At 59.3% G+C, this 19,850-nt stretch carries 20 protein-coding genes; 8 read left to right on the top strand and 12 right to left on the bottom strand.

The window, feature by feature from the left end; genetic code table 11:
* A partial coding sequence (locus ACQUQO_RS15325) for a hypothetical protein (RefSeq protein WP_435079087.1) occupies positions 1-568 on the top strand: 568 nt, incomplete at its 5' end.
* Between the two features lie 93 nt (positions 569-661).
* On the opposite strand, the gene ACQUQO_RS15320 is transcribed toward ACQUQO_RS15325, so the two are convergent.
* Together ACQUQO_RS15320 and ACQUQO_RS15315 are read right to left on the bottom strand one after the other, a co-directional pair.
* A complete protein-coding gene (locus ACQUQO_RS15320; protein WP_435079085.1) occupies positions 662-2,038 on the bottom strand; it encodes a pentapeptide repeat-containing protein in 1,377 nt (458 codons plus the stop codon).
* Between the two features lie 233 nt (positions 2,039-2,271).
* Positions 2,272-2,610, bottom strand: coding sequence for a four-helix bundle copper-binding protein (locus tag ACQUQO_RS15315; protein ID WP_435079083.1), 339 nt, complete (start codon positions 2,608-2,610; stop codon positions 2,272-2,274).
* A 154-nt stretch (positions 2,611-2,764) separates the two neighbouring features.
* On the opposite strand from ACQUQO_RS15315, the gene ACQUQO_RS15310 reads away from it, so the two are divergent.
* From ACQUQO_RS15310 to ACQUQO_RS15300, 3 genes are all read left to right on the top strand, one after another.
* The gene (locus ACQUQO_RS15310) at positions 2,765-3,361 is read left to right on the top strand and encodes a winged helix-turn-helix transcriptional regulator (RefSeq protein ID WP_435079081.1); all 597 of its coding nucleotides are present in this window, start codon (positions 2,765-2,767) and stop codon (positions 3,359-3,361) included.
* Between the two features lie 117 nt (positions 3,362-3,478).
* The gene (locus ACQUQO_RS15305; RefSeq protein ID WP_435079079.1) at positions 3,479-4,237 is read left to right on the top strand and encodes a DUF4396 domain-containing protein; all 759 of its coding nucleotides are present in this window, start codon (positions 3,479-3,481) and stop codon (positions 4,235-4,237) included.
* A gap of 44 nt (positions 4,238-4,281) precedes the next feature.
* On the top strand, positions 4,282-4,599 hold the full coding sequence (locus ACQUQO_RS15300; protein ID WP_435079077.1) for a hypothetical protein: 318 nt from the start codon (positions 4,282-4,284) through the stop codon (positions 4,597-4,599).
* Here the strand turns inward: ACQUQO_RS15300 and ACQUQO_RS15295 are convergent.
* Positions 4,542-4,880 carry a four-helix bundle copper-binding protein gene (locus ACQUQO_RS15295; protein WP_435079075.1) on the bottom strand — a complete coding sequence of 113 codons (339 nt, stop codon included), beginning with the start codon at positions 4,878-4,880 and terminating at the stop codon, positions 4,542-4,544. The two genes, ACQUQO_RS15300 and ACQUQO_RS15295, sit on opposite strands and share 58 nt — an antisense overlap.
* Positions 4,881-5,434: 554 nt before the next feature.
* Between ACQUQO_RS15295 and ACQUQO_RS15290 the strand changes: the two genes are divergently transcribed.
* On the top strand, positions 5,435-6,043 hold the full coding sequence (locus ACQUQO_RS15290) for an Lrp/AsnC family transcriptional regulator (RefSeq protein ID WP_435079074.1): 609 nt from the start codon (positions 5,435-5,437) through the stop codon (positions 6,041-6,043).
* A 129-nt stretch (positions 6,044-6,172) separates the two neighbouring features.
* Positions 6,173-7,882 (top strand): transposase, encoded by a 1,710-nt coding sequence (locus ACQUQO_RS15285; RefSeq protein WP_435079072.1) that lies wholly within the window; start codon positions 6,173-6,175, stop codon positions 7,880-7,882.
* A gap of 493 nt (positions 7,883-8,375) precedes the next feature.
* Here ACQUQO_RS15285 and ACQUQO_RS15280 read toward each other — a convergent pair whose 3' ends face one another.
* The 6 genes from ACQUQO_RS15280 to ACQUQO_RS15255 all read right to left on the bottom strand — a co-directional run bounded on the left by ACQUQO_RS15280 (position 8,376) and on the right by ACQUQO_RS15255 (position 14,294).
* Positions 8,376-10,277, bottom strand: coding sequence for a transposase (locus ACQUQO_RS15280; RefSeq protein ID WP_435079090.1), 1,902 nt, complete (start codon positions 10,275-10,277; stop codon positions 8,376-8,378).
* Positions 10,278-10,641: 364 nt separating this feature from the next.
* On the bottom strand, positions 10,642-10,836 hold the full coding sequence (locus ACQUQO_RS15275) for a hypothetical protein (protein ID WP_435079070.1): 195 nt from the start codon (positions 10,834-10,836) through the stop codon (positions 10,642-10,644).
* Between the two features lie 135 nt (positions 10,837-10,971).
* Positions 10,972-11,382: a diol dehydratase small subunit gene (locus tag ACQUQO_RS15270; protein ID WP_435079068.1), complete on the bottom strand. Its 411-nt coding sequence runs from the start codon at positions 11,380-11,382 to the stop codon at positions 10,972-10,974.
* A gap of 2 nt (positions 11,383-11,384) precedes the next feature.
* Complete coding sequence (locus ACQUQO_RS15265; RefSeq protein ID WP_435079066.1) at positions 11,385-11,960, bottom strand: propanediol/glycerol family dehydratase medium subunit; 576 nt, start codon at positions 11,958-11,960, stop codon at positions 11,385-11,387.
* Between the two features lie 3 nt (positions 11,961-11,963).
* Complete coding sequence (locus ACQUQO_RS15260) at positions 11,964-13,691, bottom strand: propanediol/glycerol family dehydratase large subunit (RefSeq protein ID WP_435079065.1); 1,728 nt, start codon at positions 13,689-13,691, stop codon at positions 11,964-11,966.
* 189 nt (positions 13,692-13,880) lie between these two features.
* Positions 13,881-14,294, bottom strand: coding sequence for a GlcG/HbpS family heme-binding protein (locus ACQUQO_RS15255; protein ID WP_435079063.1), 414 nt, complete (start codon positions 14,292-14,294; stop codon positions 13,881-13,883).
* Positions 14,295-14,430: 136 nt separating this feature from the next.
* Here ACQUQO_RS15255 and ACQUQO_RS15250 point away from each other — a divergent pair, with 136 nt between their 5' ends.
* A complete protein-coding gene (locus ACQUQO_RS15250) occupies positions 14,431-16,323 on the top strand; it encodes a diol dehydratase reactivase subunit alpha (protein ID WP_435079061.1) in 1,893 nt (630 codons plus the stop codon).
* Between the two features lie 84 nt (positions 16,324-16,407).
* The gene (locus ACQUQO_RS15245) at positions 16,408-16,782 is read left to right on the top strand and encodes a glycerol dehydratase reactivase beta/small subunit family protein (protein WP_435079060.1); all 375 of its coding nucleotides are present in this window, start codon (positions 16,408-16,410) and stop codon (positions 16,780-16,782) included.
* A 398-nt stretch (positions 16,783-17,180) separates the two neighbouring features.
* On the opposite strand, the gene ACQUQO_RS15240 is transcribed toward ACQUQO_RS15245, so the two are convergent.
* The 3 genes from ACQUQO_RS15240 to ACQUQO_RS15230 form a co-directional block, all read right to left on the bottom strand.
* Positions 17,181-18,308, bottom strand: coding sequence for an XdhC family protein (locus ACQUQO_RS15240; RefSeq protein WP_435079058.1), 1,128 nt, complete (start codon positions 18,306-18,308; stop codon positions 17,181-17,183).
* A 294-nt stretch (positions 18,309-18,602) separates the two neighbouring features.
* Positions 18,603-18,734 (bottom strand): hypothetical protein, encoded by a 132-nt coding sequence (locus ACQUQO_RS15235; protein ID WP_273837087.1) that lies wholly within the window; start codon positions 18,732-18,734, stop codon positions 18,603-18,605.
* A 103-nt stretch (positions 18,735-18,837) separates the two neighbouring features.
* Positions 18,838-19,755, bottom strand: coding sequence for an AAA family ATPase (locus tag ACQUQO_RS15230; protein WP_435079088.1), 918 nt, complete (start codon positions 19,753-19,755; stop codon positions 18,838-18,840).
* Positions 19,756-19,850: the final 95 nt, after the last annotated feature.

Raw genomic sequence — 19,850 nt, 5'->3', positions numbered from 1 at the left:
CATATCGGCCATCCTCGGCTTCGTCCTTACCGATGTGACGGTCTATCCCGCCGCCGTACCCCTATTCAACACAGCAGTTTCAACACGAGCTGAGACAGCCACTAACGAACCAAACACTACGATTAGCTCTCCGCAAAAGACTGTGACCGCTTGCGGTGGTGTGAACGAAATTTCGTTCTATGCGCTTGGCGAGATCGGCAACAAAATTTGGCGTCGAAATACTGTTTGGGTTGATTTCAACCGTGAAGCTAGCGCGCAGGTTCGCTTGGTGGTGCTGGAAAACGACACCGTCCTCGGTATGACACAGACCGAACGTCCTGCTGATAATAATACATCTTCGGGTGGGGAACCGATTACTCTCAGGACCAAGCTCTCTGGAGAGCACACAATTCGTGTGGTTGTGTATCCGGCTACAGGTGAGGGTGACCAGTTTGATCCTGAAGAGGCAACCCCATGTCAACACGAGGGTAGTATAGTTCAAACAGGATCGACAACAATCGATTTTAGCAGGTTTTCCGAGAGCACTTCCTCAACGCTAAGGGGCGGAGTAAGCGCTCTCCGGTCATGATAATAGAATCCAACCATACTCGGCGAAACAGTTCTGGATCTAATCTCAGAGATCGGCAAACACTCGCTTCATCGTTCAATCCTATTCAAATCCTCACCACATGACTCGTCTCGCGAGCACGTAGATCAGAAGTGATGCAATGAACGTCCCGATAATCGACTCCGCCATTGCAAGCCCTTTTGCATACCCGAGAGGATTCCAATCGCCGTAGCCAAGCGTTGTAAATGTAACGACACTGAAGTAGAGGCCCTCTAGAAGAACAGATACCAGGTTCTCGAATCCCGTGAGAGTCAGGAGATCGAGTGAGCCGCTCGTCGCGTATGTGAGAATTTCTCCCGAGCTCGACCGACGTAATCCACCGACCACGGAGAGGGGGTAGAGCAACGCACTCACGACGATCACCACGAGTGCAGTGTAGACCACGTTCCAGATGCCCTCACCGTACTGCATCACCCAGCGTGCGCCTTCGGCTTTTGCCCACCGAAGATATTGCCCCCTCGCCCAGACCTGCCGCCGCTGGGTGTCGTGTTGACGGATGTAGTACTCGCTCGCCTGCTGGTTCAGTTTGTTCTCTCGGGAGATGGTTTGGAGTGCACCGTACGTCCAGATGGCCTTGTCCAGCAGATCGACGTTACCAGTGGTGACGACAGCACTGAGCGGCTCGTTATCCGGAACCATCTGCTCGTAGCTGCACACTCCATCGAGAGTCGTCCGGTGATCGATCCGGCAGTTGTCGTGAACGCTGCCGTAGAGGTGAGCCCCAGAGAGATCTGCACCACGGAGATCGGTTCGAATCATCGCTGCGTACTCCAAGTCCGCTTCCGTGAGGTCAGCATTGACCAAGAGCGTCTCCTTGAGCGTTGCATCTACGACGACGGCCTCGTAGAGTGACGCACTTCTGAGAACCGTGTTACTGAGAGTAGCATCCGAAAGATCCACACCTGAGAGATCGGCCTCCTCGAAATTTGCGTGCGAAAGGTCGGCACCACCAAGCGTAGCGTCAGCGAGCACCGCTTCCGTACCGTTAACGTGCGATACGTTTCCCCCGTCGAGCGTAGCGTTGTCCAAGCGAGTGGCGTCGAGAACACTGTTCGAAAGATCACAATCGGTGCAGGTTGCCCCAGAGAGGTCAGCGCGACTGCAGTCGGTATTCCGTAGGGATGCGTTCGTCAAACAGGCATTCCGAAGCGTACAGTCGGCGAACGAGAGTGCGCCGTCAATCGACACGTTTCGAAGATACGCACCGTCGAGACGTTCGGGTCTCTCGGTACGAGCTGCAACAAGCGCATCCAAGGGCTTGTTTGCCTGTTCGGTGTGCCAGACACAGTTGCCAGTATCCTCCCAGATCGGTCGCCAGCACCTGTATGCCCCGACAGTGTCGGACTGGCTCTCGAATTCGTATCCACAGCGACCCGCTGGGGTGGGTGCCACATCGTATTTCATGGAAGTCACCTCGTCATTGTCGGTCATCAATGCACCCGTAGCCGAACGTTGCCCGATCTGTCACGTGTCATAAACAATCACCTTTCCGTTCGAAGTTCATCCACGAGTGGCTTGTGATGACGAACTCGGTGGCCGGACTCCCGTTCCGGCTTGGCTCAACCAACGTCCACTCTCTGTGAGACAGGGTTCTAGTACCGAAAATCGCGTCATGGAGACTTCTTTGCCCGTACCGAGGGTGGTTTGAGGTCGCTACGACCGGTTCAGGCCATCGCTCGACAGCTCTCGGCACACCGGGGCAGGATTTCGGCGCAGGCCTGACAATGGTCGTGGTCGTGCTGTTCGCACTCCTCAGCACACGCCTCACAGGCGTCGGCACAGGCCTCGGCGAGCTGCGAGTTGAAATCCGAGCCGCGGGTACACATGCGCGCACACAGCGACGCGAGGTCGGCGACGTCCCGACAGAGCCGAATGCACTCGGCCATTCCCTCACCGTGGTCTGCGCACTCGTCAGCGCACCACTCACACACTTGGGCGGCCTCGACACAGGTATCTACACACTCTTCCATCTCGTCGCTCAGACCGATCTGTTGGACTGCCATTGCACCTCAAACGTGGGGCGGCTCCTTTTTCGCTGTTCTGGGTAACGACCTTCGGGTCGGCCACCGGGCGCGTTCCGGTAGTCCGAACCCGAACCGTGAGGGGCTTACGAATGCCGGGGAAAGGGGTTTTGGCTCGCTGTCGCCTTCGTATACCATGACCGGCATCGACGACGTGGACTATCGCATCCTCGAACTGCTGATGGACGACGCACGGCGCTCCTATCGGGACATCGCCGAGGAGGTCGACCGGTCGCCGCCGACGGTCTCCGAGCGCGTCGAGCGTCTCGAAGAGGTGGGCGTCATCGAAGGCTTCACCCTCGACGTCGACCGGTCGATGCTGGTAGAGGGACCCACGGTGCTCGTCGACCTCGCGGTCGAACCGGGTAGCGAGGAAATGGTTGTGGATAGCCTCACGGACGCGCCGGCCGTCGAGCACGTCATCCGCACGGTCGATGCGGCGGTCGTGTTCGTCGCCCACGCGAACGAGCGCGACGTCGGGGCGCTCCTCTCGGAGACGCTCGGCGACGAACGGGTCAGGGACTACCGCGTGCGACTGGTGGGTGAAACCAAGTGGGAGCCGCGGCTCGACGAGGAGCACCTCGCCATCGAGTGTGTCGTCTGTGGCAAGGCCGTTGAGGGCGGCGACGAGTCCGTCGACCTCGGCGACCGCACCTACGAGGTCTGCTGTTCGTCGTGTGCATCCGAAATCAAAGACCAGTACGACGCCCTCCAGCAGGCCGCGAGCGAATAGTCCCGTGGGTGTCGTTCGCCGTGCTCCGGCGCACGGACGCACGGAAGCAGCCGGCGAAATTCCGGTTTGGAATCAAAGCCAGAACCCCATTAAACGGGACTCCCCTATGAACGCACGATGATCGAATCACCGATAGCTCCGGTAGCGTCGGCGCTGCCGGTCGACGGGCCACTCGCGGCCACCGGCATCATCAAGGGGATCGAACGGGCCTTCGAACCCGCACGCGAAGTGCTGGTGCCGATACTCTCGAATCCCGCCGTGCTCGCCGTCTGGGCGGGCATCGTCGTGGTCTCGCTCGGCGTGCTCTGGTGGGACCTCCGGGAGCACAACCAGGTCATCGGCTCGATGATGAAGTTCGTCTGGACCCTGACGGTGGCCTACTCGGGACCGCTCGGTCTCGCCGTCTACTGGTACACTGGGAGGACTCAAATCAACCATGACTCACTGTGGAAACGGGGCTTCCGCTCGACCTCGCACTGTTATTCGGGCTGTGGTGCGGGTGAGGTCGTCGGTATCACGCTCACGCAGGGGCTGCTGGGGTGGGACATCCTCGCGGTCGCCGCCGCGACGTTCGGCTTCGCGTATCTCTTCGGGTTCGGGATGACCATCGGCCCGCTCATGCAGGACGGCGTCGGGTTCAGGGAGGCCGTGGCCGACGCCCTCTGGAGCGAGACGCCCTCCATTACCCTGATGGAGACCGCCGCCATCGGCACGGACCTGCTGCTGGCGAGCGAGGCGCTGATAACCGACGTGCTGTTCTGGCTGGCGCTGGCGTTCTCGCTGTCGATCGGTTTCCTCGTCGCGTGGCCGGTGAACATTGCGCTCGTGAACTTCGGCGTCAAAGAGGGCATGAGCGACCCCTCGGAGATGGGCTGAGTCCCAACCGAACCGCCTAACCACCCGGTCGCCGTTTCGCCGGTATGAAAGATGAAAACGAGACGGTTCGCGTCTGGCTCGTCGAGCGCGGCTACAACAACCGCGACCTCATCATCCTGAAGTACGCAACCCCCGACGGCGAGCGACTCTTCCGTCGGGAGCTTTCCGCACAGGCCATCGACGTCGACACCGTGACCGCCGCCAAGGACGTCTCAACCCGACGACGCTGCTCGCCGAGCGAGCCGTTCAACGAGTGCTCGACGGCACTACTGCGCTCTGAAAAACGGAGGTTCGTTCGACCGGTTCAGGCCATCGCCCGACAGCTCTCGGCACACCGGGGCAGGATTTCGGCGCAGGCCTGACAATGGTCGTGGTCGTGCTGTTCGCACTCCTCAGCACACGCCTCACACGCGTCAGCACAGGCCTCTGCGATCTGGGAGTTGAATTCGGAATCGCGGACGCACAAGCGTGCACACAGCGACGCGAGGTCGGCGACATCTCGGCAGAGCCGGATGCACTCGGCCATCTCCTCGCCGTGGTCGGCGCATTCGTCGGCACACCACTCACAGACCTCCGCGGCCTCGATACAGGTATCTACGCACTCTTCCATCTCGTCGCTCAGACCGATCTGTTGGACTGCCATTGCACCTCAGATATCGGGCGGGTCGTTTATGCGGTTTTTCGCTAACGAACAGCGAATCGAATCGGACGCAGTTTTCCAATGCGGAACCGGAGACGATTTCAATTCGGCTGGAGAGCGCCGATTTCTGATTTCTTGGTCGTCGCCCAGTTACTCCTCTCGAAGACGCTATCGCACGAAGACCTAACAAACCAAAGCCGATGTCGAAAAGTTCCTCTCCTGCGGTGCTCTGTGGCTGCTTCAGCACACATCAATCCACGTGAGCACGATCTGAAACAGGCACACTCGGCGCTCAAAGACGATTTCGCACAAATGATCCTGAACTGTCCTTTTATATCGTAGCCAGAATCAGCATAAAGACGGCGTACAAAAAACACTCATGCTCAGAACAACCGGGCGGTCCACGGTGGCTGTGAATCGTCAATTGCTGGTCGGTCGCTCCGCTTTCGATGTTGCCGTTGGAAGTTCGTTTCGGAACGGTAGAAATCGTCGACAGAATCACCCATCCGCCCGAGCGCGGATCGGGACTGGCAGATAACACCCTCATTCGTCTCAGAATGCCCGAATTCGACGACATCGATCGGAAGATACTCCAGATGCTCATGATGGACGCTCGGAGGTCGTACCGCGACATCGCCGACATAGTTGACCGCTCCGCACCGACGGTATCGAACCGCGTCGACCGACTGCACGAACACGGAATTATCCAGCGGTTCACGCTCGACATTGACCGCTCGCTGATTGCAGACAACGATGCCTCACTCGTTTTCCTGCACACGCGTCCTCATGCCACCGAAGAGATAATCGATGAGCTTGCACCCAATGAGAACGTCGAACACATCTTCCAGACCATCGATGGCGTAGTAATTGCAAAAATCGTGATGAGTGATCAGGAATTGGACTCACTGCTCACCGACTTGACCGAAGAGTTTCCAATAACTGAGTGCTCCGTCGAGACGTTACTGGATTCGGTCTGGGGACCACGGTTGGAGAGTATCGGCGAGTTCGGAGTCGTCTGTACGGTCTGTGGCAACACGGTCACTACGGAGGGCGAGTCAGTCGAGATCGAGAGCGGTGACCGACACCTCGTCTGTTGTACCTCCTGTGCGTCCCTCATCACCGACCAGTACGAGCAATTGCGAGAAAACAACAGTACGCAATCCTGATACACCCGATATACACGCGCAGAAACGCAGTCCCTCACAAAGCTGATCAGGCGAGAAATCCGCTTGGTCACGATCCTCGAATCAGAGTATGACGGCGTAGAGATGAAGTCTCACTCCAATCTCTCGATCATGCAAGAGTTGATAGAAGAGACCGAAGAGCTCTGCCACCTCCACAACCATGTCACCCGCGTTATCGCTGATCTCGATATCGATGCTGAGTGGTTCGCCGACTACGATGATCCCGACAGGACAAAGTTCGATCTGAGTGCGGTCGTTCACATGTTTCTCTACCAGTATGCTCGTGAGTTCAGCCAGTCAGAGCTCGCTCGTCGCCTCCGAGGCGCGGCCTACATCTACGTCCGGTTCGGCCTCAGCCAACCGCTCTCTCAGCAGGTCATCAGCTACAACTGGCGCGAACGGTTCACTGCCGCCGAACGTCGGACGATTAAGGAGGCTGCCGCGCGTATCCGCGATATTTGCTCGGATCACGACATCATCTGTGCTGACGAGCCCGTGCTTGCCCCAGACGAAGTGGATGCTACCGAGATCGCCGACGATCACATCATGAACGCCGTCGAAACGGCGCGCGACCGCGGTCTCGACGAGTTCGACAGCGAGCGGGCGGGCAACGCTACGTTCGAGGATTTGGTCTTCTTCGAGCGGCAGGGCTACCTGAATATAGCTGACCGGGGCACGACGACGCGCTCAAAGGGATCGAGCAAGCGGTTCGAGCGCATTAGCGGCCGTAGAGAGACACCCCACGGCGACACTCACCTCCGCACGATGAAGAAGACCGCTGCTCCTCCTGAGCAAACCACGCTCGACGAATACGAGGACGGTCGGCGGCCGACAGATTGGGGACGGATCCGTGACGAGGTACTCGATCCATTCCATCGAGGTGTCGAAACGGTCCTCGAAGAAGTCCGAGAGAACGGTGGCATCCGTGAGCCGGTCATCGCTGCTATCGACATCACGCCGTGGCCGGTCTTCACCTCTCCCTACAAGGACGACGAAGACGTAGCGCGTGGCGACAAGCCAGTGGTGGTGAATGGAGAAGAGCGATACCCGCAGGAAGAGTACCCGGAGATGGTACACGGGCTGACGGAGAAGCACAAGCACGGGTACCAGATGGCGACGATCACCATCATCGGAGAGGATACGCCGATTGTCCTCGGCGTCGAACCAGTGCGCCGGGAATCCGACTGGGAAACGGGAGAAATCGAAAGTACGTCACAGGCACGTCTCGTCGATCGATTGCTGGAACAGGCCGAACAGCACGTCGATATCCATAAAGTGTTCTGTGATCGCGGGTTCGACGCGAACGGCGTTCGGGATGTAATCGACCGCCACGATACGACCTATCTCATCCCGAAGCGCAAGTACCAGGCTGAAATTGAGGACATCGAGGAGTTGGAACAAGAGACTGCAACCAGCGCAGGCGTCGTACGGAACGTGCCGCACTGGCATGAGAGCCGCAGTCATACGGGGACCATCATGTATGTGCCATCGACGAAGAAAGAGGGGGCCTACGCGGTGTTCACCACCAACCGCGATGTTCCAGTAGAGCAGGCTCAAGGATTCGTCAGCCAGTACAAGCAGCGGTGGGAGATCGAAAACGAATACAAGACGATCAAGAAGCACTTCCTGCCGACGGTTGGGTCGATGGACTATCGAATACGGTTCCTGTATTTCGTGATCGGCGTTGTGATGTACAACGTGTGGCGGTTGACGAACCTTCTGTTTCGTGAGGCTGTAGACGTACATCTCGGGGAGCGACCGCCGATTCCAGCCGGCGAGTTCACCGAGATCCTCGCGTTCTGCATCGTGCCGGGCGATTGATGCGAGCTACGTCGTCATCGTGCTCATTGCGTTCCCGATAGCTGCGGGACGCGCCTTCTAACCCTACTCTCGGCTGTTTTCACCGGGTGAGCACCAGCCATGCATTGGACAGGGAGTCGTATTTGGATTGGCTGCGTTTCTGGTCAACGAGAATGGTCACCGTCTACCGGTTTCGCTTGTAGAATCAGTCATCCTCCGAAGTTGTGCGCTGCGAATTCCCCGAAATCTATGCACGAGAAGGCCGCTGAATCGGGAATCATCGCTATTGGCAGACCCAAATCGAGCACTCGCAACTGCCACTCAGCTGATGTCGGCTAGCTAGATTTGTCATGCACAGATCGGCTGTTCATTCTAACTCCCTCTTGCGTGTAGTAAACGAACGGCAGTCTCCATTATCCCGTCATCCCAGCATCAGACCAGAACAACACGAAATAAAGTGGCGTGACATAGCGCCGCCGCTCACGAGTCGGGGCGAACACGGGAGAGGTCGGCGTCAGTCGGGTGGGTCGAGACCGTAGAACTGCTTCGCCACGGTCAGAAATTGGTTCGCATCGACGCGTGGTGAGTACGACCGGTTCTCGCCGTCGATGGCGAGTTTCACGAGCAGATCGACGAGTCGCCAGACGTTATAGAGCACGCACGCGAACGCGAAGTTGAAGAACCGATAGTCGCTCTCGGTCGAGGTGGTTCTGACCATGAAGTGTTTCTGCTTCTTAAACCCGTTCTCGATACCCCAACGACGCCGATACCACCGGATCAGCCGCTCGATCATGTGGATGAATTCCTTCCCGTCCATCTTTTGGCCGTCAGCATCACGCGCCGTCACATACGGGTGGTTCGTCTCGAACACCACTGTCTCGGATGTGTCCACGTCTCCATCCTGTGCTTTCTCCTTGCGTTCTTCAACTTCCTCTTCGCGCTGGATGTCCGCGAGCAGCCGCGAAAACGACATCCGCTCGCTCGGTTCGCCCTCCACATCCTCGAACTCCCACTCGCCGCACAGCTCTGTCCACACTTCTGAGAGGCTGTCGTCTTCATCATCGTCGTCATCGCCCGAACTCGACTGCTGCGGGAGATATATCTGCTTGCGCGTGGGCATGCCGTCGTCGGATTCTTCCTCGGTGACGTGGAAGCGTTCGCCGTTGCAGTACATCCACGCGATGGTCTCGGCCTCATCACTGCGCTCGAAGATGCGCGTCGGGTTGAGATAGTGGACGCCGTACTCCTCGCAGGTCTCCTTCACTGGACCGCTATCGAACTCGCGGTCCATCATCACGAGGTCGAGATTGACCATCTCGGTCGTGTGTTCGAGCAGTTTCTCCACGATCTCATCTTTCGATTGCCCCCGCTCACGTGGAATGGCATCAAGGACGAGCGGCACGTCCATCCCGACGATTTTGAGCACCGCCCACTGGTAGTACTCGTTTCCATCCCTGTGCCCGAGGATATCGTCCTCGTCATCCTCTACGTCGCCAGTGAACGGAAATCCCTTCGTCACGTCGATGGCCGCCCAGAGTTTCCCGGTGAGTTCGCCGTTTTGGCGAGCACGGGCGATGATCATTCGCGTCGTATTCCGCAGCATTGAGCGAATCTCGGCAACCGAGAGCTTGCCGATCTGGTAGCGATGGGTCGAACCGGTTGGGATGCGCTCTCTGGTTGTATCAAGTGAGAACGAGGCTGGGCCGCTACGGGCATACATGTCCTCACGCATTCCCATGTAGGCATGTTGCTCCCAGAAAGCGTTCTCGTGAATCTCCCAGTTCGGTCCCCGGTCGAGCGCGAACGCATCCGTGACGAACGGTTTGGCCTGCTGCCACACCTCGTCGGTTTTCTGTGCGAGCAGTTGGCGTTCCGGACAGTCAGCGGAGTCTGGTTCGTTCGTCTCGCTGGTGCTGACTCGCTCGGGTACGGAGACATCGCAGGCACGCGCGGCTTTCACAATCGCCTCAGCACACTCCTGTACGGCGTCACGTAGAGCCTCGCTGAAGCGGTGGTTCCACGCGCGCCAGAACGTTGATTGGTTCGGCAGCGATTCGAACCCGAGTCCACGACGAAGTGACGGATTCGCTCGGAGATGGTCGTGGAGAGCAGTCTCGTCCCAGCCGTTGATTTCCTCGATGAGGAACGCCCGCACCAGTATTGCCATCGGGTATGGTCCCGAGTACGGCGCTAACGAATCGTGCGCGGCGAACGTGCAATGGTCAATCGGGAGCCGAGAGACCAGCGTCTCGATATCGGCGTAGTCCGTTGCGCGTTCGCATTGCGACTGCACGATGGTAGAGGCATCCGCAACGAACCCGTCGAGAGCATCGTCCGTCCCCTCGAGTCCGTCTTCGAAAAACCGAGTCTGTTCGTGGTAATCGGTAGCGTCGGCGACGAGAGCCGCTGCAACCATCTCCGCCGTGTCGTTCAGCCGGTTCGCAGCGAGTGGTTTCGCGTCGATACGTGCGGTCGTATCGGGTGAATCTGCGTCCGACGGTGAATTTGCATCCATGACATGCATCCATCACCGCCACCACGAGTCCCGACAAGCAGACGCTGGGCAGTGTCGCCCAGTCAATCACGTCCTGTGGTGCGGTAAGTGCCGTGTCATTGAGATTTTGTCGGATACGACAACCATACCGCTGACGATCATATAATTGCCCCGATTTCCACCCGTGCCCTCACTGGGTCTGTGCTCAAACGAATCGTTGTCGATCACTGTCAGTGTCCGTCCATACTGTGGATCACTCCGTCGGCATCCTCGCAGATGGAACGTACTAGTCGTTCTGAGCGTCGAGCAGTGTGAGTTCCATCTCGTCGGCTTCGACCCTCGCACGTTGCGGGGACGGCTCGACGCTTGGAAAACGAAGCGCCGTCACGACGTCGGTCTTCGGGACGTATTTCCACGGGGTCTTCGAAAACAAGTCCGTCCGCGAGGCGTTTCTCGACACCGTGTTCCGCACCGCTACCACTGAGCGTCCGTCTACGACCGAGAAAACCGACTCGCCGTACGCTGCGGCCGCGGAATTAATAGCGCCGGTCAGTTTGTCGGCATTCGCCGACGAAATCGTTCGTTCGTGACCCCGCTTTGCCTCCTGACCTCCGTTTTACGTATTTGTATCGTAGAGTCCACGCTCCTCGTAGACTTCCGCGGCCTCCCGGACATGGGCGGCGTTGAGCGTGGCATCGTACTCGTCTTCGAGTTCGTCCGCGATATCGTGGAGTTTCTGTTTTTCGGCTCCGCTCGGCCGGAGGGCGTTGTAGATATCGAGGATCCGGTCATCGGGAACCAGCGTGAGCTCGGCCGCCCGTCTGAAGTTTTGGGCAAGCTGGGTCCGGCCCGCCTCGTCGGCGATCCGGGCCTGTTCTTCGAGCGTCTCGGGCGCGATGTCGAGGTCTGCGCCGTCAATCTCACCCTCAACCACTTTTTCGAGCGTGATCTCCGAAAGTTTGGTGCCGTTTTGTGTTTCGACGTCATCAGGGCTGTCACCGAGCGGATACTTTGTTTCGTTCGACATAGTTACTCAAATCGTACCTCCATCTCTGTCGGGTCGCGCTCGTCGCGGTACTCCATTTCCTTGATGTGCCAGAGCGCCGCAAAGGCTTGATATTTGGGGCGGGCCATCGGGTCGTTCCCAACGGGCACCGGCTCCGGCGATTCGCCCTTCGCATATCGCGCTGCGTTCGTCCCGATCGCCCGGAACGTTTCAAGGTCGATCGAGGGGGCCTGCGGGAAGAGTTCAAGGTTGTTCAATGGAACGAGGTCGTGCTGGTGGATCAGTGTCGTCCCGCGGGTCTGGATGCCGATGGCGATGCCCGATCCGCTGAGCTTCGCGCCACGTAGTCCGATGTCCCCGAGATCGAGGCTGTCGTAAAACCGCACCACCCGCGAGGTGACGCCCTCCTCTTCGATCCCCGCCATCATCTCGCGGATGGCGTTGGCGTGTGTGACTCCGGCGAGGGTTTCGTCCTTCATCTCGTTGAACCCCGCGCTTATCGAGATCACCACCTCGTCGTCGTCCGTGCCCGCTTCGGCGAGACCCGTCTCGGCGAGCATCAATCGCCGCTCGGTTCTCTGCTGCTGTGCCTGTGCCATGGCTTAGATGTCCTCCGGGTCAACCGCAAAACGAATCTTCTTTTTTTCTTCCCAATCCTCGCCATCGAGGCGGTGTCCCGTACCGGGACCCTCGTACTCGTTGGGGTCGTTGACCGCGCTGAGGACTTCGAAGTCGCCGTCGCCCTCGAATACCCCCGAGGTCTGGATGTAATCGCCCGCGATCCGGCCCTTCAGGATTCCCAATAAATTCTCCGCGATGTCCTCGAAGCCGTTCTCGGCAAGGATCGTCACCACGTCCGCGCCGGTGACGTTTTCGTCGATCAGTTCCTCCGCGGCCTCGATGTCGGCGGCAGTACTCCGCTCGGGCATGTCCTCGCTGCCGTCGGCGTAGATCGCGGCCTCAACCTCCTCGTCAGTGATCGGCGGGAAGCCGAGTTCCTCGAAGACGACCTGAAGTGCCTTCACCGCGCGCTCGCGGTATTCGAGCACCGTCTCCTCCTCGACCGGCCGCGTGCCTCCTTCAACCTGAAGGTCGCGTTGCATCACGTTGTACTCGTCGTAGTCCCCTGAATCGAATGTCGACCCCGCGAACATATCATCATAGTTCGGCATCGAGCTATATCCCGAGAAAATGAAATCGGTGCCGGCGAGGAACTGGGGCATCATCCGGGCGGTCCGGCGCTTGTCCGAATGGGTGAACGTCTGGTCGTTCCCCGAAGCGACTTCGAGGTCTGCCAGCATCGTAATGAGGTTCTCGGCGGCGACCTCCTTGACCCCCGCTGGCACCGACGTCGGAATGGCGATACAGCTGATCCCCCCGTTCTGGAGACCCTGCACACCACACCCCTTCGTGACGAGAATGCACCGGGCTTCGAGGTACAGCATAGATTTGCCCTCGGCTTGGCCCATGTTGAGCTCGGAGCCAGCCCCCGAGGTGTAGCGCATCTTCACGCCGCGCGAGGCGTAGCCCGACGCGAGGAACGCCTTCGACCACGGTGTATCGTCACCGTCCTTGAACACGCCCTCGGTGCCGTACACCGAGACCGTCTCGGCGTAGCCGGTCAGCCCCCGCATCCCGAGTTCGAGTTCGGTGGCCTCCTCGACGGCACACTGGGTAATCACGCCGCCGCGCCCGCACTGGGTACCGATCTGCTGGGCGAGCGCGGTCAGCGGGGCCATCCGCGCCACCCCGACGGTGTTCTCGGCCTCGTGGAAGCCTCGATACGCGGCCTCTGCCCCATCAGCGGCGATCTGGGCCACGTTGTCCTCGACGCTGGTGACATGACACTGATTCGCAGGGGTGCCGCGCGCCCGCATCTTCTTCATTGCCATGATGATCTCGGGGACATCGAGGTGGTTGACGACCTCCACGAGTTTGGCCGGTGTCATCGCGGTCGAGCGTTTCACTATCTCCTTGCGCGAGACGTTGATGTCTACCAGATCGCGGGCGAACTCGACCGAATCGGTCGCCATCGCATCCTCAACCTGATCGACGTTGATGGTGTAATCCGCGATGAATCGGTCGATAAAATCGAATTCATCTCGAGTTTTGCCGTCCATCTCCACGATCTCCCCGTCTTCGACCGTGACGCTCGGGTCGGGATCGTTCGGGCTTTCCATTGCCACGAAGCCGACCTCCGGCCACTCGTTAACGAAGCCGTCCTCGGTGATCGCGCGGTCGTCGAGTGCCTCGAACCGTTTCGAACGCTTCGGCTCACCCTGTTCGTGCTGGCCCGAACCGTCGCCGATTGGTGTGGTATCGTCACTCATTCCGTGTGCCATTGGGTGTAACGAACACTTATACCCGTCATTTTATATCATGACATAAAACAATTAAGGATTGTATAGTACTATTCAATTTGCAGTTGGACGATTCATCATGAATCCGTCAAGTGGTAAAATTCCTCGCGGCCACCCGGTGATCCCGTCGAAGTCGAATATCGATATCGGTACGCCGAATCAGCCGCTCTCGAACGCTTCGATGCCGGCTTGCGCGACTTCCATATCTTCCGATGCATCCCCGCCCGACACCCCGATTCCACCGACGACCGTTCCGTCTTCGTCCGTGAGTTGGTACCCCCCGCCGAAGGTCACGATCCGTCCGCCGTTGGTGGTTCCGAGACCATACAGCGACTCGCCCGGCTGGGAGACCTCGTGGATGGTATCGGTGTCCATCTTCAGCGATACCGCGGAGTAGGCCTTGTTTTGGGAGATATCGATGCTGGCGAGCAACGCCCCATCCATCCGATGGAACGAAACGAGGTCCGCTCCATCGTCCATAATGGCGATACACATTGGGACATCAATCTCAAGCGCTTTCTCCTCCGCGGCCCTGATCAAGTCCCGCGCCGTGCCTGCAGTTATTCCTGACATGTGCGAGTCCGTCTTCCTGTTCTCTGTTCGGTATAAAAACTGCGTGTCAATATCGCGAATCGTGGGTTTCGAACCTGAAATTGGCTCCGCGCGGCCAGAGGAACATATTTCAAAACGCTACCCGTTTTTGCCCGTCATGGGGTATATCGCCGGGGTCGATATCGGGAATTCGAGTACCGAAGTCGCGCTTTCACGCCGATCGGGGGACGGGGGAAACGAGTTCGTCTCGAACGCGCTGCACAGGACGACAGGGTTGAAGGGAACCCGAAAGAACGTTCCCGGCGTACTGAACGCGTTGGGACAAGCGGCGGAAAAAGGGGGTATCGACGTGAGTCAGATCGATCGGGTGCTTCTCAACGAGGCCGCCCCGGTGATCGGCGACGTGGCGATGGAGACCATCACCGAGACCGTGATCACCGAATCCACGATGATCGGCCACGACCCCTCGACACCGGGCGGAGTCGGTCTCGGGGTCGGTGAGGGCGTCGAGATCACCACCGAGATGGGAGAGCGCTCGCCCGACGATCCGATGGTGTTCCTCGTGCCCGAAACCATGGATTTCGCGGCGGCGGCAGAAACCATCGAAAAGTGGTCCGCGGCGGGCTATGAGGTCGCTGGCGCGGTGGTCCAGCGCGACGACGCGGTGTTGATCCATAATCGGATCGAGGCCGAGATCCCGATCGTGGACGAGGTCTCCCAGATCGAAAAGATCCCGCGCGGCCAGCCCACCGCCGTTGAGGTCGCCCCCCAAGCCACCGGCCGAACGATCAACGATCTCTCGAATCCGTATGGTATCGCCACCGTCTTCGACCTCTCGGCCGACGAAACTCAAAAAATAATTCCGGTTGCGCGTGCGCTGGTCGGTAACAAGTCCGCGGTGGTGATCGAAACGCCCGAAGGCGATGTCGAGGAACGAACCATCCCCGCCGGAAACCTCGAAATTATCGACGACCGCGGCAACGCGACCGAAGTCCCGGTCGACGAGGGGGCCGAGGTCGTCATGGACGCCGTGATGGAGAGTTGGCCGGTTGCAGACGTGCGCAGTGAGAGCGGATCGAACATCGGCGGAATGTTGAGCCGGGCGTGCGACAGCATGGCTGAAGTCACCGACCAACCCGTCGATTCGATCGAAATTCGGGACATTATGGCGGTCGATACCCTTGTGCCCCAACGGATCGAGGGTGGGGTCGCGGACGAACACCGCATGGAGAGCGCGGTCGCGCTGGCCGCGATGGTCAAAACCCAACAACTCCCGATGCAACAGATCGCCGACGGGATCGAAGCGGAACTCGACACGGAGGTCGTGATTCAGGGCATTGAAGCTAACATGGCGGTGCTTGGGTCGCTTACGACGCCGGGAACCGACTACCCGCTGGCGATCCTCGATATGGGCGGCGGCTCGACCGACGCGGCCTACATGCACGCCGATCGAACCGTCGATTCGATCCACCTCGCGGGCGCGGGCGATCTCGTCACGATGCTGATCGACTCCGAACTCGGTCTCGACGACCGCGACCTCGCCGAGGCGGTCAAGAAATACCCCGCGGCGCGGGTCCGGGACCTCTTTACTATCCAACAGGAGGACGGCACGGTGGACTTCCTCGACAGTCCTGTCGAACCGGAGCTGTTCGGCCGGACGGTGTTGCTCGACGGCGACGGGATGCAGGTCGTTCCCGCCGACGAATCTGCCGAGGAGATCCGGCGGGTCCGCCGCCGGGCGAAGCGTAACGTGTTCGTCGCCAACGCCGAGCGCGCGCTCGACCTGATCACGCCCACGGATTCGATCCGCCAGCTTCCGTTCGTGGTGATGGTCGGCCGGTCGGCCCTCGATTTCGAGATCCCGGAGCTGATCTCGGACGCGCTGGCGGAATACGGCATCGTGTGCGGCCGCGCAAACGTCCGGGGCGAGATGGGACCGCGCAACGCCGTCGCCACCGGTCTCGTCCTGTCGGGCGGCGGCGGATCGTCGGTCGATTTCGAGATCCCCGAATCGTTCGCCGCGTCGCTTGATCGATCAACCACGGACTGACCGCCATTCACCTAACGGCTCGTAGTGTCCGACGGATCAATCGCCGCCCCCTCGCTTATGTGACCACGGGTTGAATAAGCCGGTATGAGCGGATGTCGCGGCCCGATCGAGACCGACGACGAGATCCCGCGGATCCACGTCTGGTGTCTCGGCGACCGGGAGCCGGAGTCGGTCGCGTTCGTAGAACGCGGCATCGAAGAAGAAGGTGTCTCGTGGGTCGTTGGGTCGGAGTTTGAGGGCAACGCAGCCGTTGTCGCCCACGAAGCCGCGATCGCGTCGTCGCTTGGCATCGGCGTATGTGTGGCACCCGACCCGCGCATCGTAGTCCACGACGAGCGCCTTCCCGACAACGATCCGATCTTCGATGCGTTTGACACCTCGCCCGAATGCGCCAGACGGCTCGGATCGAACGCGGCCCGGCTTGCCAAGGGTACATCGCTAAAACCGATTTCAGTCTGAAATTTAGTAAGTGGATGACCATGACCGATAGATTATGGGACCAATCTTAGCAGTTTAAATATCGTAGGTATTCGCACATGAACAATCTACCTAGCCGAGTTCAGATTGAATGGACAAACGTAATCCGATATGGGGTAGTCCATGACGTTGCCCGTTCCACGTCGCCTCCGTCTGACAATTATTGCCAATAAACGCCGCACAACCAATGCAGTCCTTAAATGCTAAATGCGATGAAAATAAACTTGTAGGTACTGATCTGTGACGGTCGATTCGAGATTCTTCATTCGGATTGAGGGCATTTCACAAATCCAGTCCACGATGGATACCTCCGTTGATTCAGTCCGGCAGCGCGAAACAGTCGATGAGACAGCACAAGCGGACTGTTCTTTTTGTATTTCTCACTCGGTCAGAGGCACTTCGATTCGGTCGTGGATAGGTCCTTCACGATCTGTGAGATGCTGTGGGATCCGATTGTTTGCAACGGCAAGCGCCTCGGCAACGATACTATAGGCTATCTGGTGAGGTGAATCGCCACCGAGATCGAGACCGATGGGCGTATAGATGCGACTCGTATCGTCTTCGGTAATCTCGACACCTTCATCGGCGAAGTCCTCAAGCATCTCCTCGAAGCGCTCCTGTGGACCCATCAGACCGATGTACTGAACGGGTGTGCCGATGAGATCTTCGACCGCGAGGCGGTCATCGATAAAGTTGTGGGTCATCACGACCACGTAGGTGTCGTCATCGAACTCGATGTCGTCCCCGAGGTCCGTCGGCGAGGTCGCGCGAACGGCGTCGGCCGCGGGGAAGTTCTCACCGCTTGAAAGTGCACCGCGGAAGGTGACGACTGTGACCTGAAAATTGACCCGTTTTGCGAGTTCCACCACCGGATTGACATCGGGTCCCGATCCGACTACGACGAGATTCGACGGTGCTTCGATGCCCTCGACGAACACCTCAACGGTCCCGTCGTCGGTTTCGACGCCCACTGTGTCCGTCTTCCCCCGTTCGAGGAGGGTCGCCGTCGGCTCCCGCAGTTCCTCACACAGCCAGCCGGGCAGGTCGTCTGAAAATCCCGTCTCCGGGTCGTAAAAACTACGCTCTCCGAGCGGGCGGTCACCATCAGTGACGGTCACGACACCGCAGTCGCCGCCGTTCGTCACGCGTTCTACGACCGGCCGATAGCTCTCATCGAGCGGTTCGAGGAGGACGGTAATAATCCCGTTACAGCCCATGCCGAGACCCCAGATGTCATCATCGCCGGTGAGGTCGTAGGTTTCGATACGGGGCTGGCCAGCGTCAAGGACGTCGCCAGCGAGTCCCCTGACCTCGTCTTCGAGACAGCCGGCAGTGAGGCTGCCAGCACTGTCGTCGGCCTCGATGAGCATTTTCGCGCCGGGACGACGGTAGGCGCTCCCTTCGACATCAATGATCGTCGCCAGCACGGCGTCGACGTCTCGGTCGAGTGTCTCGCCGATGGCGGACAGTACCTCGGTTTCGGTCATTTTCCAGCTCGTGTTTGTCATCGTTTCGTTGGATGTGATTTGGGGTCAGTACTCAATCAGGCTTTCTCCCGTCGAGCGTTGTGTTTGTAGCCGATACGGGCCGTTGAGTCCCTGTCGGCGGAGTTGACGGGCGATTTCGCTAAAGTCCGATGAACCGCCGAATGTGAATTACCCATCGAGATACGACAGTGCGGCAGCCATCCCACGGGCAGTCGGCTCGTAGGCCGCCTCGGCTCCGAGCGGTGCGAGTCCACCGCCCGGCCCGTCCTCGGGTAGCTTTGCGGGTCCGCTCGCATCGAGACCGGCAGTGAGTCGTCACCAGAACTCGGCGAACAGGTCGTCGAACGACGATTTGTCGGGCTGTTCGGTGATGAGACATGCCCGGAGCGCGACGCGTGCGCGCTCGTGTTCGTGCCGGCGTTTGCAGGAACGTTTACGCCGGCCCATCGGAGTGTGCGCACGAATCGGATGTTCCACAGTTCGTCGTGCACGTGGTCGCGTGCGGCGACGAAATCCGGAACGGATTCTTCGATGTTTGCTTTGCTAACCATCAGTCTGCCTCCGCGCGGGCGGTTTCTGCGGCGTCGCAGAGTGTTGCGAGCAGGTCGTCATCGACGCGCTCTACGTCTTTGATTTCCTTCAGCAGACAACCCAACGTGTTCTGGATTTCCTCGTGGCTCAGGGTTCCGTTCTCGCTTTCGTGACGGAGGGCGGCGACCGCCCGCGCCCAGTCGATGGTTTCTGCTGCTCCCGGTGGTTTGAGCAGTGGTTCTTCGCGGAGCCGTCCGGCTATCGCACACAATTCAGCGGCGACTGCTCCATCGAGTTCGGGGACTTTGCGTTCGAGAATCGCCCGCTCTTTCTCGAACGACGGTGGCGCGACGTGCAAAAACAGACACCGGCGCTTCAGCGCGTCACTCAGTCCTCTCGTGCGGTTCGAGGTGATGACGACGACTGGCGGTGTTGTCGCGCTCACCGTGCCGAGTTCGGGCACGCTCACCTGAAAATCCGAGAGAATTTCGAGCAACAGCGCCTCGAACTCCTCGTCAGCCCTATCCACCTCGTCGATGAGGAGTACCCGTGGGCTGTCGCCCCGCAGCGAGCGCAACAGCGGCCGCTCTAAGAGGTACTCCTCGCTGAACACCGACTCATTCGTGTCTGCGCCATCGGCCTGCATCGAGAGCAGTTGCTTCGTGTAGTTCCACTCGTACAGCGCACTCTCTGCGGTGAGTCCCTCATAACACTGGAGGCGAACCAGTTCGGCGTCGAACCCACTCGCGAGAACTTTGGCGAGTTCGGTCTTGCCAGCTCCGGGTTCGCCTTCCACGAGCAGGGGTTTGCCGAGACGAAGCGCCAACTCAACTGTGGTAACGATATCATCGCCGGCAACGTAGTCCTCACTCTCGAAAGCCTGCCGAACATCGGTCTCGGTTACGTCACTGAACGCCGAGGGCGTTCGTTCGCTCATGGTGTGTTCTTCGTCAGTCATACACGTAGCCTTCTCGTTTGCATCGCACCGTCGGGATGCAGACACGGCGAATCGGCCTCGAACCTGCTGGAACA

Origin of the sequence: Halococcus sp. AFM35, from assembly GCF_051195015.1 — an archaeon.
Lineage (GTDB): Archaea > Halobacteriota > Halobacteria > Halobacteriales > Halococcaceae > Halococcus.
The sequence above is the reverse complement of the archived record's forward strand: the minus strand, read 5'-3'. Positions and strand labels throughout refer to the sequence as shown.